The following is a 14860-nucleotide window of genomic DNA, read 5'->3' as shown; positions in this document are numbered from 1 at the left end:
TATTACTAAAACAACGGGGTACTAACAAATAAAACAGAACTTCTTTCAAACTAGTATTCAAAATGGGTTATTGCTAACCCATTTTAACGAAAGCAATTAGATGCTAACGATGTTTTCAGCTTGTGGACCTTTTTGACCTTGAGTAACAGTAAACTGTACACGTTGGCCTTCAGCTAGAGTTTTGAAACCGTCGCCAGAGATTGCGCTGAAATGTGCGAAAACATCAGGACCAGATTCTTGCTCGATGAAACCAAAACCTTTTGCTTCGTTGAAAAATTTAACTGTACCAGTTGTAGTTGTAGACATAATAGTATCCTAAGGATTAATAAAAGTGCGCCTTAAATTAGGCAATTTAACAGGAAGAAAACATACATTTAACTGAGGATAGCGCGAAGGATTATTACTAAAACAACGTGGTACTTACAAATAAATAGGGTTTTCTGTCAACCCGATGGCAAGCAGGATAACAGTAAATTAAGTTATATACCAAGCCCTATTGTAAATTTATTTTAGAGTAAGTGCTTTATTTGTTTGTTTGTTTTTTAACTAATTAGTTATAATTAATATGATATTTTATACTTTTAAAATAAAGGTAAGCTTTGTTGAATCAATGCGTTAAGCCTATTTTTACGCTCAATTTTAGAGTAGACAAAATACAGCTTTTAATTGGTTGAAACATGACCTAATTACCTACTAAATTTTTTGAGATATACCCTAAATAATGTAATTCTTTAGCTCCAAATTACAAATCCAAGTATTAATAATGCAATCCAAAGTGTTTCAGCAACAATTAAAATAATGGGTTTCATACCTACTTCGGTAAGTTTTCCTAAATTAGTTTTCATACCGTTTGTACACAATATTATTACTCTAAGTTTAATAAATAGAATCCTACTGGAAGGAGGGTACTTAATTATTTCAATAGGAATTTATCTCGAAGATGCGTTATGTAATAAGTGAATCATGCTGCGTTTAAAGCAAAGCGGCTGATTAGTGGATGGACAGCCAGCAGAAAGGTATCAAGGTAAGGCTTGCTGTCTTTTAAAAATACGCGCTAGGATTGCTAAGTAGTAGTTTAAGTACGTTTAACTAGTCGAGTTCAATTTGGTAATGATAGTGATCGCTACGGCATTTACTTAGGCGGTATTCAATACGTTTACCTTCGATTGATTCGGTAATGCGCGATACTAACAGCAGTGGATCGCCAGCTTTTATAGCAAGCATTTTTGCATCATCTATTGTAGCAAGTACGGCTTTAATACTGTCTTGGGTTTTGTGTACTGTTTGGTTAAATTTACTCTGATAATAATGATAGAGTGTGTGCGGTATATCACTACTTTTATGTATATCAGGAAAGTAGCTTTGCGGTAGGTATATAGTTTCGCTCATGCAAAATTTGTTATCGAGAATACGTCTACGGACAAGCTTGGTAACTTTGTCTTTTTTATTGAGTTGTAACGCTTCTATTACTTCAACTGGCGCTGCACAAAGCTCAACTGATAGCAGTTCTGCCTTTGGTGAGTTGTCACTTTTGCCGTCGGCTTGTAGCGGAAAAAACCTAAATAAGGCATCTTGCGAGGTATGCTCTGATACAAATGTACCAACGCCTTGGCGACGAGTTACTATCTTATTGTCGGTTAATAAATTAAGCGCTTTACGAACAGTACCTTGGCTTACGTTAAATTCTTCAGCAAGGCGAAATTCGCTTGGTAGTGCTTCGCCGGGCAACCAATGTCGTTTAACAATGAGTTGTTTTATACTATCAGCGACTTGTAAGTAGAGTGGTTGAAAATCCAAGCTTGGGCTACTTAATTTGTGATCAAACATAGAGTTACTCATTGTTATTTACCATTAAATTTAATCCACTTGTAGTTATATCATAGGTGAAGCCTTTTACGCATATTTGCGTTTCTTGATTAAACGTGAGCTACCGCAGTAATTTCTTATTGAGGCAAACTGCATATTATGTTTAAAAATCGTCCTTGTTCATTTCAATCTCAGGTGGAGTAAGCACATTACTTGATGGGTTGTTTTTTCACTGGATTTGCCACTGGTTTTTCAGTGTTATAAATACAATTACTCGATTAAATTTACCCGTAGTACCGGTGATATCACTTACACTAAAGCTTAAATTGTGTCCGGTAAAGGTAGTTATGGTTTCATGTACAGGCGCTCTGGGTTAGGTATAGCATTTTCGCCAGATTTTAAATAACTCCCTCAATAATTTCCCTTAAAAGCGCAACGTTTAACACGTTGCGCTTTTTTTGTGACTTATTTTTGTAATAGTTTAGTCATCTTACTTTCATCAAAATTACCTTTATCAGTCACATCTGTTTTCTATAGTGCAGCGGTTACTTATTTGAGGTTTACGCTTCAACAAAAAATAACCACTACAATATGGGAATTACGGATGAAAATTAAAAAAGTCGCTGCGGCAATCGCGCTAACGTTAACGTTTAGCGCAGTGAGCCATGCTGATGTACTACCGCAAAGCCAAAAAGACAGCAGCTGGTATAGCGCTGCGCAAACTAAACTAACAACAAAAACAGCACAAGCGCAGGCTACACAAGCCACTAAAGCTAAAAACGTTATTTTATTTGTGGGCGATGGCATGGGTATTTCTACTCTTACCGCCGCGCGCATTTTGCAAGGGCAGCGTAATAACCAATCTGGCGAAGAAGGTTATTTAAGCTTTGAAGAGTTCCCATATTCTGCACAAGTTAAAACGTATAACGTAGATGCGCAAACTCCCGATTCAGCAGGCACGATGACGGCTATTATTTCGGGTGTGAAAACCGATGTGGGCGTTATTGGTGTAGATGAAGATATTGAACGCGGCGTGTGTTCAACAGTAGCTGGTAACGAGCTAATAACCGCAACTGAATTGGCTGAAATTAAAGGGCTATCTACCGGTATTATTTCTACAGCACGTATTACACATGCTACCCCTGCTGCCACGTATGCTAAATCGGCTGACCGTAACTGGGAAGACGTATCCGATATGCCAGAAGATGCCGTAACGGGTGGCTGTGAAGACATTGCATCGCAACTGGTTAACTTTGAAAAAAACCTAGAAGCACGATTTGTAGGGACCGACGTAGACGGTCTTGATTTTGTAATGGGTGGCGGTCGTCGTCATTTTTTACCAAAAGACGAAACAGCTAACTCAACAGATGCAGTAAGCGCTATTGAAGGCGACCGCACTGACGAGCGCAACCTAGTAACTGAGTGGCAAACACAATACCCAGATGCTACGTACGTAATGGATCAAACAGGCTTTGATTCAATTGCAGATGACGCTACTAAAGTATTTGGTTTATTTAACGAATCCCACATGCAATACGAAGCTGACCGCGCAAACGATGTAGCGGGCGAGCCTTCACTTACCGATATGACCACTAAAGCAATTGAAGTGCTTGGTAAAAACGATAATGGATTTTTCTTAACGGTTGAGTCGGGTCGAATTGACCACGCGCACCACGCGGGTAATGCGTACAACGCGCTTAACGACACCATTGAGTTTGCTAAAGCCGTGCAAGCAGCGGTAGATAACACCAATCCAGAAGAAACCCTGATTTTAGTAACCGCCGATCACAGCCATGTATTTACCATTGCTGGCTACCCTAAGCGTGGTAATCCAATTTTAGGTCAAGTAGTTGCAGTAGGCGAAACAACACCAAGCTTAGCCGCCGACGATATGCCGTACACCACAGTCGGTTACGCAAATGGCTTAGGTTTTAGAAATCTAGGCGACGAGACTGATGCTGATGCAAGCTACACAAGTGCTGCTGTAGCAGGACGTGTTGAGCTAAATGGCGTTGATACAACAACCCCAGGTTTTCACCAAGAAGCAACTGTACCAATGGGCTCAGAAACACACGCAGGTGAAGATATTTCACTGCATGCTAAAGGTCCTGGTGCTCAGCTAGCACAGGGTGTAATTGAACAAAACGTAGTGTTTCATTTAATTAATCAAGCTCTTGAACTAACTCAGCAATAATGGCGGCTAACATGAACAAATTAACGGTACTTTCTTTGGCAGTAATGGTCGCGCTAGCAGGTTGCTCGAGTGACGATAACAAAAATGAAAACAATATTATCGCAGTAGATAACGCTATTGCAGTGGGCTCTGAGCAGTGTATTAACGGCGGTGTAGAGACGCAAGTAGGCGCAGATACCAATAATAACGACGTGCTAGACAGCGACGAAGTTAACTCAACTAATTTAGTGTGTAATGCACCTGCAACGTCGTTAACTACCGAGCAGTTAGCCTCGCTCACTAGCAATACGTGGTTTAGTGAAGCACAAACAAAATTAGGTGCAGCACAAACAGCCAGTAGCAACATTGTTACTGAATCAGGCAAAGCTAAAAACGTAATTTTATTTGTGGGCGATGGTATGGGTATTTCTACCATAACTGCAGCACGTATTTTAGCGGGTCAGTTAGAGGGCGAAATGGGTGAAGATCACCAGTTAAGCTTTGAAACTATGCCTTTTTCGGGCTTTGTAAAAACATACAACGTAGATGCGCAAACGCCAGATTCGGCAGGCACTATGACCGCAATGGCATCGGGTGTTAAAACCGACGCGGGCGTTTTAGGTATAGATGAAGCGGTTGAACGTGGTAATTGTGCATCAGGCAAAGGGCACGAACTAGTTACCTCATTAGAGCTTGCTGAAATTGCAGGTAAAGCAACAGGGATTATTTCTACAGCGCGTATTACTCACGCAACACCCGCTGCAACGTATGCTAAATCGGCAGAGCGTAACTGGGAAGATATCTCCGATATGCCAGAAAGTGCCGCAACGTGTGAAGATATTGCATCGCAACTAGTTAACTTTGAAGCCAACCTAGAAGCACGCTTTAGTGGTGTTGATGTAGACGGTATTGACGTAGTAATGGGCGGCGGTCGTCGTCACTTTTTACCAAAAGATGCCGCGTTTAATTCAGCCGATGCAGTAAGTGCTGTTGAAGGGGATCGTACAGATAACCGCGACTTAACCGCAGAGTGGAAAACGCAATATCCAAATGGCACGTACGTAATGGATCAAACCGGTTTTGATGCAATAAGTGACGACGCCACTAAAGTATTTGGTTTATTTAACGAGTCCCACATGCAATACGAAGCTGACCGTGCAAACGATGTTGCAGGCGAACCTTCGCTTTCACAAATGACCGAAAAAGCAATAAACGTGCTTGATAACAACGAGCAAGGTTTTTTCTTAACGGTTGAGTCGGGTCGAATTGACCACGCGCATCATGCGGGTAACGCTTATAACGCGTTAAACGACACTATTGAGCTTGCTAAAGCCGTTAAAGTGGCGATGGAAAACACCAACCCAGAAGAAACATTAATAGTTGTAACAGCCGATCACAGCCATGTATTTACCATTGCCGGTTACCCTAAACGCGGTAACCCAATTTTAGGTAAAGTGGTTGCCGTGGGCGAAACTGAGCCAAGCCTCGCCGCCGATGATATGCCTTATACAACTGTTGGCTACACTAATGGTTTAGGTTACAGAGATTTAGGCGATGAAACCAATGCCGATGCATCTTACTTAGCCGCACCGGTAACAGGGCGTGTTGACTTAAGCGATGTTGATACAACAACACCGGGTTTTCACCAAGAGTCGTTAGTACCACTTGGCTCAGAAACACATGCCGGTGAAGATGTTGGCGTTTATGCAATGGGCCCAGGTGCACACTTGGTAACAGGCACAAACGAGCAAAGCTTTTTATTCCATGTAATGGACTTTGCCGCTGACTTTGTAAAAGCAGCAGACGAAAAACTAGCGCAATAAATACCGCCTAGTTATAAATTTAGTTAAATATATCTAAATAAAAAACCCCGCATACTTTGCGGGGTTTTTGTCATTAAACTGACATTTATAATCGTTATGTTATTGCCATAAACTTGAAATATAAATAAGAGATAGCTAAATGAAAAAAGCGTTATTAATAATTGCCACGCTTGTAAGTACAAGTAGCTTTGCCTCGCAATGTGATATTGATGCCAAGCAATTAAAAGCGGATTATAAAATTACCAACAGCCATAAAGCGCAGCAAAGTAGCGAGTCACTTACCCTTTGGCGAAACAATCAGCAAGTAGCGCATCAAAGTGAAGTAATAACCGAGCTTTGGCAGCACTTAGCCAATAATCAAATACGCCCAATACGTTACTTTAATGCCCAGCAACGCGGTATTGAATACCAACCATCTGAGGTACGCGGCGTACAAAATTGGAGTGCTAAAAGTCAGCTGGTGGATAACCACTTAATCGAAAAAATGACCTTAGTAAGCACACAAGGAAAAGGCTGTGATGAAGTGAAAAACTATACACTGAGCGAAAATGGCAACGACTTTAACCTTGCCTTTATTACGCATTCAAAATTAGTTAAAACATTTAGTATTAGTAATAAAAAAAGCCAAACAAGTACATTGCTAAGCCTTAATAATGTAAACACTGATGTGCCATTAATTACTGCTCAATTTGCACAGTGGGATCGCTTTCAAACCACCGATTACGCCGACATTGGCGATAACGAAGGCGACCCATTTTTAGCTAAAATGATAAACCTTGGTTTTATAGAGCACAGTGCAACTGGCTTTTATAACCAGCAGGGCGAGGCTATTCAAGGCGGGCACCATCACTAGATTTTAGCGTTTTTAAATGTAGTAGCTCATAGCTGAAAGAATGAAAGGCTATGAGCTAAATGTAACACTGAAAGAGTTACCCTAAATTCCTGCCACAGATATAACCTAATCAAATACCTTTTTTCGTATTTTCAAAGTTAACATATCGACGGCGGTTCTTTTTTGATAAAACAGACGTTACTTAATATCGGTACGCGACCAAGATTTAAAGCCTCTTTGTAATAAAGCTAGAGTCTCATTCATTAATGATATTAGCTTGAGTTAATGGCTCTTTGCTTCTTTAAAAGGACGATATAATGGAAACTAATCCTATATAAAGAGGTTATTTAGTTATGGAAAAGTTGATTATGAAACTACTAAGCGTAGTGAGAGTTGAGAATGTTTCAACGGTTACTGTTTGTATTTGTCTTGTTTTATTAGTGTTTAAATTAGGGTGAAAAAATGGATATTGATGAGTTGACTGAATTAGTGAAAGGGAAAGTTTTTTTTGCAGGCGCTTATAAAAATACATCTTGAAGATGTAGTGGAAGTGAGAGAAATTTTAAAAGCTTCTTATAAACATAATGAGTTTCCATACTACGCAAAGCTTGAACATAGCTGGAATATGCTAGAGAAAACTCATTACATAATGTAATTGAGTGTGAACTAGTAGAAAGTAATCTATTAAACAGCTTTTTATACTTCATAGAATCTGGGTTTTATCCACCCCCCGAGTTATTAATTATTGTCGCAAGTTGTTTTCGAGCTCATATGATTAGCGGAGGGAAAACTAATTTATCTGAAGATTTCTTCGGGAAAAATAATCAGTTTGAGCATTGTATAAACGTGTCTAAGATTACTAAGTATATGGATTTTGAATTAAAATTGGTTACAGATAAGAAGGAATCATTGAAGGTTGTTGCGGAACAATACTTACTAGAATGCTCAGAAAAAAAATAATAACACATTCGGTGAAAATACTGATGTTGAAAGCTTCTTAATAGGTTATCGTCGTTGGAAAAATGATCCAAAAAACAAAAATATTATTAAAAATTATTTAGGGATTGAATGTTCGTCGCAGTGCCAGCTACAGGCTTAATAGAGCGTTTAGCAATCATATCTCAAGTTTATGTGCTGCAAGCTATTGCCAACAGCACAAATATAAAAGCCTTAACACTACTCCAAATGAGAATCATCAGGCTTTTTGGGTCTATCAGCTAGCTCTGTTAAGCCGTCTTCGCAATCACCGCTGTCGCAGGTATTTAAATCGCTTTGTGCTTGTTTATCTTGTTGCAGAACTTGTTTTAAATCTTCCATGCGTTGGCGCACGGCTACGCCGTAGCTGGCGTCGTCGCCCCACAGCTCGGCAAGTTGCACAACCGCAGCGCGGTCGTGGTCTCTAAACAGCTTACCAGCGCGCTCTGCATCTTGCTTAGTGTTACCTAGTAACTCGAGTGCTTCTACGGCAAGGTTAATAGCTGAGTCGACTGTTTCGCGGTTAAACGCATCTACTTTTAAATTAAGTAACTGATACGCATGGCGGCGGTCGATTGCGCGAGCAACAATTTTTAACTGCGGGTAGTTTTTATGCGCGAGCTTAATTATCTCGATAGTTTTATCTGGGTTATCAATTGCAATTACCAGCATTTGCGCGGTGTGCGCGCCTGCGGCTTCAAGGAGTTCTTGGCGTGCGGCATCGCCATAAAATACAGTATTGCCAAAACGGCGTAGTAATTCTATTTGGCTAGGGCTGTGATCAAGTACGGTAATTTCGTAGCCTTGCGCGTGCAGTAAACGCCCCATAATTTGGCCAAAACGTCCGTAGCCCGCAATAATTACGTGCTTAGCGGTGTTAATTTGCTCTGGCTTATCAAACTCAGGCGGAGCACTGCTGCTGCGTTTTTGTATTTGCTCATAAACCATAAGTAGTAACGGCGCTATTAGCATTGATACCGCTACAACTAAGGTAACAAGGCTGGTTTGCTCGGGCGTTAAAATACTTAAGGTGGTGGTTACGCTTAAAAGTACAAAGGCAAACTCACCCCCTTGGGCAAGCGCTAAGGCAAATAATAACTGCTGTTTACTGTTAATTTTACAGGTAACGGCAAGGGCAAATAAAATGCAGGCTTTAACTACAATAAGTAAAACCACTAAGCCAATAACAGTACTAAACTCGTTAAATAGCAGTTCAAAGTTAATTGATGCGCCAACAGTTATAAAAAACAGTCCTAAAAGTAAGCCTTTAAAGGGTTCTATATCGGCTTCTAATTCGTGTCTAAATTCACTCTCGGCAAGTACAACGCCTGCTAAAAAAGTTCCCAATGCAGGCGATAAACCAATACTTTGCATAACCAGTGCAATAGCGACCACTAAAAACAGTGCAAAAATAGTAAATATTTCACGCATGTGCGTTTGGGCAATGTATCTAAATAACGGCGCCGATACATATTTACCGCCGGCAATAATAGCGGCAATAACCGCAACCGATACACATACTTGTTGCCATACAGGCCAGCTTGCAATAATCGAATCGCTGATTTCTTTTGTGCTAGTTTGCGGGGCAAATGCGAGCAGTGGCAATAGGGCTAAAATAGGGATAATTGCGATGTCTTGAAACAGCAATACCGAAAAAGCGTTTTGTCCGGCTTCTTGCTTTAGCCAACCTTTTTCTTCAAGGCTTTGCAGTACAATAGCGGTAGAGGAGAGCGCGAGCATTAAACCAATGGCGAGTGCGGTTTGCCAATGCATGGCAAAAAACCAATAACAAAATGCAAATATAGCCGCTGCCGATAACACAACCTGTAAGCCGCCAAGCCCTAAAATAGAGTGGCGTAATGTCCATAAACGCGAAGGTTGTAGCTCAAGGCCCACTAAAAACAGCATCATTACTACGCCAAATTCAGCGAAGTGCATTACATCGGTTTGATCGCCCACAACACCCAGCGCATAAGGGCCAATGAGTATTCCGGCAATTAAATAACCTAATACTGAGCCAAGTCCGACTCGTTTAGCAATAGGCACAGCGACTATGGCTGCTGCTAAGTAAATTAAAGCAATTTCTAACACGCGTTTATCCTAATAACATCAAGGCTTTTAGAATGGCTTAGCTGCTTATAAAATACAATGGATTATATGGCTCAAAGTTGCTTATTTATCAGTAGTTATAACACTAATGGTTATAACTACTGGGCTAAAAATAGCACTTTATGTTGAAGGGCTTATTTGGGGACTAAATATTACAAATACTTATAATTGCTGAGCTTGGTTGGCCTGAATCAGAATGGTAAATAGTAATGTTTGAGCTGATTGTATTTTCAACGCTTGTTTCAATTACTGTTACTTCAAACTCTGTTGATGCAGGTAGGTCGATATCCAATTCGCTATCGAGGTAAGTACTTCCGCTTTTTTGCAAAGTAAGTGGTTTGGTTTGATCAAAGCTAAATTGAAAGCTATCTGACGCTAAAAGTGTATCTACCATGTTAAAGCGTAGGTTAACTGTGTCGGGGCCTGAAAACTCAGCACACACAAATACCGAAACCTCAACAGCTTGTAAAACGGGCATGCTATTTTGGCCTATATCCACAGTAAAGTTGCTTTGTGTAATAGCTACAGAGTTGTATTCCCCTGCTGCAATCCTTTGATCTGCTGTTGTTATCGTTATTTTTTCACCTTGCGCTAAATTAACCTCTTCATCAAAAAAGCCATTTGTGTTGGTGCTGTACTGCTGTCCATTAATTGTTAGCTGTGCATTGCTTATAGCCGCTTTTTGCACATTAGTGTGTTGCCCTTTAATACGACCGGTAAGTTGTGCAGAGTTAATTACTGTAATTGAAAATTGCACACTTTTTGAAAAGCCATCAGCATCAGTTGCTATAACGGTTAGCGTGTAACTACCTGTCATATCGGCGATAAATTCGGTAATACTTTGGTTTGCATTGCTTAAGCTGGTGCTCGAGCCTGATGGGGCTGATAGTGTCCAAGCGTAATCGAGAGAGGTTCCCTCTGGGTCGTAACTTTGGCTTACATCAAATTTAACTGCATTGCCCACTACATCGTAGCGTGATTGCTCCCCCGTGAAGCTAATTACTGGCAATGCGTTTTGTATTACATCAATTGTTAGGGTTTTTGTGTCAGAGAACTGCACGCCATCGTTAGTGCGTAACGAAATAACAACTTGCCCCTCTACTGATGCGCTAAACGTTGGTTTTGATATTGTATTACTGCTAAGCGTTGCTTGGCCTTGCGACGAAATGATTTCCCATTGGTAACTTAGTGGCTGGCCTTCTGGATCGTAACTAGTTGAGGCATCAAGTAAAACTTGTTCATCAACCGTTATGGAGGTTTCATAAGTTACCAAAGTAACAGGCTTTTTATTGCTACTGGCATGCAGTGCTGAGGTTGCTTGGTTTGAGCTTAATTGCCCATCAGATACAGTAAGCACTACAACGTAGTCGCCTTCTTTATCGGCAATAATAGAGGGTGTTGCTGATGTACTGTTAGTGAGTTGCGATGCACTATTTACAGGCTTGGCTTGTAACTGCCAGTTATAACTCAGCGTATCTCCGTCTGGGTCGCTGCATTGTTGGCACTGCAAAGTGGTTGATTCGTTTAACGTAATATCACGTTCGGATTCAAGTGTTGCAACTGGGGCCTTATTACTTGTGGTAACAGTTAAAGTAACTGATGCGGTATCACTTTCGCTTTGTTGATCGGTAACGGTGAGTGAAAGCGAGTAATCTCCAGCTGTTGACGCTGAAAACCCAGCGGTATGATTTTGCATGTTTGAAAGAGCTGGTGTGCTGCCCTGGGGTTTTGATGTAATTGCCCACGCATAACTAAGCGTATCGTTTTTATCGGGATCAGTGCTTTGGTTACCATAAAGTGTAACAACTTCATTTGGGGCAATTGTTTTATTTTCTACGTTAATAACCGCTTGTGGTGATGAGTTAGAATTCAGCGATTCACTTTTTATGAGTACGACAGTGCTTGCCGTATCACCTTGTGAATTAGTAACGGTAAGCTCAATTTTAAACTCGCCTATTTCGTCTGCAACAAACTGGCTTTTAACTTGAGTCGCATTTTCAAGCGTTGCATTACTTGCTACGGGCTTGGTAATAAATTGCCATTTGTATTGATTAATGGCGCCGCTGGTTGTGCTACTTTGCGCGCCATTTAAAAGCACAACATCACCTTGTTTAACGGTTTGTGTGCTACCTGCGTTAGCAGTTAGCTGGGTATTTGCAGTAACGGTGAATTGTTTTTGTGCCGGTGTGCTTGAAAGTTTGCCGTCACTCACGGTTAATACTAATTGGTACTCTTGTGCTTCAGATACTGAAAACTCAACGGTACTTTCATTATTAACCGTAATCGGTATTTCTACTTGTTCGTTTTTGCTGGTTAATTGCCATTGATAGGTGAGTGCATCGCCATCGGGGTCACTACTTTGTGCTGCGCTAAAAACGAGGGTGGTATTTACTTTAAACTCCGATTGCTCGGTGGTAATAACCGCAATAGGCTTTGTGTTAGTGCTGAGCGGTTTAGTTACTGTTTTGGGGTCTGAACCTCCAGAGCCACAAGCTACGAGGGTGAATAAAGCAGTAATTAAAATTAATAACTTCCATTTCATAATATTAATATCCTTTTAATAAGTTGAATATTAACATGTACCTAAATTAGCTATAAAGCAAAAAAATAAATCAAATAAGTAAATTTTCATTATTTTAGGGAATAGTTAACGTGAAACAGTGCTGCTTTTAAATAATTTATACTTTGAGGGGAGTGCTTTATGCCCAGATTGATAGGGCATAAAGTATATTAAATGGCAGTTGAATAACGCTTAAATAAAGTTAGTCAGCTACTTTTACTGAACCGCTAATATTATCGATACTTACATCGCCCGAGCCCGACTCAGTAATAGTCAGCCCCTTTGCATGGTTAACGCGAATATCACCCGAACCGTCTTCAATTGTTACGCTTGAACCAATATGCTCAATAAGCAGGTCACCAGAGTTATCATCAACATTAACTGCACCGCTTATATGGCTTATCACTAAATCACCCGATCCATCTTCAACGTTTAGCAAACCGGTTATGTTGCTCACGTGCATTTCGCCAGAACCATCGTCAATAGTTGCATTACCGCTTACGTTGTTTATATGAATACTGCCAGAGCCGTCGGTTAATTCTAAATTACCTGCGATGTTTTCAAGGTTTACTTCACCAGATCCATCGTCAACAGTTAGGTTTTTAGCCCCACTTATCGTTAAATTCCCCGAGCCGTCTTTAACATCAATATTGCTTTGCATAGCACTTATTAAAATATCGCCAGAGCCATCATCAATATCTAAATTTAGATTACTTGGCACAGTAACCACTAAATTAATACTTGGAGATTGGCCACTGTAAAAGCTAATACCATTACGACTTTTATTTTGGGCAACAAGCTTTGCCTGTTTACCGTCTTGCTCGAGCGTTAGTTCGTATTCGTCTTCAATGTCGGCTGTGTAAATAGTGGCATCAACACTGATGCTGGTGGCCGTTTTTGAGCCTTTTATTTCAAGGCTACCTGCACCGCTTAATACATTTAAATACTCAAGATTATTGCTTGGCAGTGATAGCTGTTGAGTTTGCTTTACTGAGGCAACGCTTGGCGATATGTGAAATACACAGCCACTTAATAATAAAATGCCGCCAACAAGTGAAAGTGGTTTTGTAATGCTTAATTGTGTTGATGAGCTCATGTTTAGTCCTTTGGTATTTATTGTTTGTATTGTAAGCGTCTAGCGAACCACACCTAGCATCGATGTTCTGATTATCTAAAAATACCTGCTCAATGATAAATTCGGAGCAGGTGATGAAAACTTACAGAACAAGCGCACAGTGGCAGCAGCTTTTGCTGCAACGCAGTACGTTTAGTGGTACTAATATTGAATTCTGCCAACACCATAATGTCGCTATTACGACTTATTATAAACAACGTGCTTTACTGGCAAAAGACCAGCCTAATTCCACCTTGCCAGTGCACACGCAGTGCCTTACATCATCACGTTTTGTCCAGGTAAAACAAACTACTGAAGTCTGCGCGCAAACTCGTCAAAATACGCTGCAGTTTGATACGCTAACCGGCCAACTCACGTTTCCTATCGATTTAGCGACGGCCGATATCGTTGCCATTATTAAAGGGCTAACGGTATGAGGATGTTCGTTGATGTACCCACCGTCTATTTATGTGCCGATGCCGTTGATTTTCGAAAATCAATTAATGGTCTGGCGGCGTTGGTGGAAGCAGAGCTTGAACTACCCGTGCTCAGTGGTGCGCTATTTGTGTTTTGTAATAAAGGCCGTGACAAACTCAAACTGCTTTACTGGGATAACACCGGTTTTGCACTGTGGTATAAGCGATTAGATAAGCATAAGTTCAAATGGCCCAAACTCATGTCACCCACCATGACCTTAAGCGAGCAGCAATTACACTGGTTATTATCGGGTTATGATGTGATTGGACACAGTAAAATTGATGTCGCAGGTAAGAAAATGCTTTAATATTTGCGATCGATTGATGATCATCAAAGTGAGTTCAGTTAGCACTGCAAAGCCTTTGATGATGCCTTAAAATAGGCGTCATGAAAAATGAACTCGCCCTTAAACAGCGCATTGCTGAACTTGAAAAACTGTTAGCGCAGAAGGATGCCCAGATTGCGGCATTGGAAGAGCGCTGGAGCTTGGCCCAACAAAAACAATTCGGCAAAAGTGCTGAAGGCTTTGCCGGGCAAGGCGAGTTATTCAATGAAGTGGAAGAAATTGTTGAGGAAGTTGAGGCAGAGCAACAATCCATTAGCTATACCCGTAAAAAGCCGGTGCGTAAGGCACTGCCAAAAGACTTACCTCGTGAGCAGGTTATTCACGACATCATCGACAAAACCTGTGATTGCTGTGGCGGTGAGCTACATAAAATGGGTGAAGATAAGTCAGAAAAGCTTGAGTTCATACCCGCTAAAATCAAAGTGATTGAGCATATTAGGCCTAAATACGCCTGCCGTCACTGTGATAAATCCTCAACTCAGACACAGATTAAACAAGCCTCAATGCCTGCCATGCCCATCAACAAAGGCATTGCAACCAGCAGTTTGCTCAGTCAGCTTATCACCAGTAAATACCAATACGGGTTACCGCTGTATCGCCAGGAAGCGATGTTTAAGCAATACGGTATTGAACTCAGTCGACAGA

11 protein-coding genes and 1 pseudogene are annotated in these 14860 nt (G+C 40.8%); 6 read left to right on the top strand and 6 right to left on the bottom strand.

Annotation, left to right across the window (positions count from 1 at the left end; all coding sequences use genetic code 11):
• Positions 1-96: 96 nt before the first annotated feature.
• The 3 genes and pseudogenes from L655_RS0112955 to L655_RS0112945 form a co-directional block, all read right to left on the bottom strand.
• Positions 97-306 carry a cold-shock protein gene (locus L655_RS0112955; RefSeq protein ID WP_024595869.1) on the bottom strand — a complete coding sequence of 70 codons (210 nt, stop codon included), beginning with the start codon at positions 304-306 and terminating at the stop codon, positions 97-99.
• Positions 307-731: 425 nt separating this feature from the next.
• A pseudogene (locus L655_RS1000000127735) lies at positions 732-848 on the bottom strand (putative sulfate exporter family transporter); the annotation flags it as partial.
• A gap of 241 nt (positions 849-1089) precedes the next feature.
• The gene (locus tag L655_RS0112945; protein WP_024605245.1) at positions 1090-1839 is read right to left on the bottom strand and encodes a GntR family transcriptional regulator; all 750 of its coding nucleotides are present in this window, start codon (positions 1837-1839) and stop codon (positions 1090-1092) included.
• A gap of 571 nt (positions 1840-2410) precedes the next feature.
• Between L655_RS0112945 and L655_RS0112940 the strand changes: the two genes are divergently transcribed.
• The 3 genes from L655_RS0112940 to L655_RS0112930 all read left to right on the top strand — a co-directional run bounded on the left by L655_RS0112940 (position 2411) and on the right by L655_RS0112930 (position 6655).
• On the top strand, positions 2411-4000 hold the full coding sequence (locus L655_RS0112940) for an alkaline phosphatase (protein WP_024605244.1): 1590 nt from the start codon (positions 2411-2413) through the stop codon (positions 3998-4000).
• Positions 4001-4011: 11 nt separating this feature from the next.
• Complete coding sequence (locus L655_RS0112935) at positions 4012-5802, top strand: alkaline phosphatase (RefSeq protein WP_024605243.1); 1791 nt, start codon at positions 4012-4014, stop codon at positions 5800-5802.
• Between the two features lie 139 nt (positions 5803-5941).
• Positions 5942-6655: a hypothetical protein gene (locus tag L655_RS0112930; RefSeq protein ID WP_024605242.1), complete on the top strand. Its 714-nt coding sequence runs from the start codon at positions 5942-5944 to the stop codon at positions 6653-6655.
• 1155 nt (positions 6656-7810) lie between these two features.
• On the opposite strand, the gene L655_RS0112920 is transcribed toward L655_RS0112930, so the two are convergent.
• From L655_RS0112920 to L655_RS0112910, 3 genes are all read right to left on the bottom strand, one after another.
• The gene (locus tag L655_RS0112920; RefSeq protein WP_024605241.1) at positions 7811-9700 is read right to left on the bottom strand and encodes a monovalent cation:proton antiporter-2 (CPA2) family protein; all 1890 of its coding nucleotides are present in this window, start codon (positions 9698-9700) and stop codon (positions 7811-7813) included.
• A 163-nt stretch (positions 9701-9863) separates the two neighbouring features.
• Positions 9864-12260 carry a PKD domain-containing protein gene (locus tag L655_RS0112915; RefSeq protein ID WP_024605240.1) on the bottom strand — a complete coding sequence of 799 codons (2397 nt, stop codon included), beginning with the start codon at positions 12258-12260 and terminating at the stop codon, positions 9864-9866.
• A gap of 220 nt (positions 12261-12480) precedes the next feature.
• Positions 12481-13374 (bottom strand): hypothetical protein, encoded by an 894-nt coding sequence (locus tag L655_RS0112910; RefSeq protein ID WP_024605239.1) that lies wholly within the window; start codon positions 13372-13374, stop codon positions 12481-12483.
• Between the two features lie 113 nt (positions 13375-13487).
• Between L655_RS0112910 and L655_RS0112905 the strand changes: the two genes are divergently transcribed.
• The 3 genes from L655_RS0112905 to L655_RS0112895 all read left to right on the top strand — a co-directional run.
• The gene (locus tag L655_RS0112905) at positions 13488-13829 is read left to right on the top strand and encodes a hypothetical protein (RefSeq protein ID WP_024591408.1); all 342 of its coding nucleotides are present in this window, start codon (positions 13488-13490) and stop codon (positions 13827-13829) included.
• A gap of 2 nt (positions 13830-13831) precedes the next feature.
• Entirely contained in the window at positions 13832-14176 is a 345-nt protein-coding gene (gene tnpB / locus L655_RS0112900) for an IS66 family insertion sequence element accessory protein TnpB (RefSeq protein ID WP_158001052.1), read from the top strand.
• 80 nt (positions 14177-14256) lie between these two features.
• Positions 14257-14860: IS66 family transposase zinc-finger binding domain-containing protein (locus tag L655_RS0112895; RefSeq protein WP_024604010.1), on the top strand; the 604-nt coding region annotated here is incomplete at its 3' end.

Origin of the sequence: Pseudoalteromonas sp. TAE79 (genome assembly GCF_000498015.1) — a bacterium.
Taxonomy (GTDB): domain Bacteria; phylum Pseudomonadota; class Gammaproteobacteria; order Enterobacterales; family Alteromonadaceae; genus Pseudoalteromonas.
Note: the sequence above shows the minus strand (reverse complement) of the source record. Positions and strands in the feature narration are given on the sequence as shown.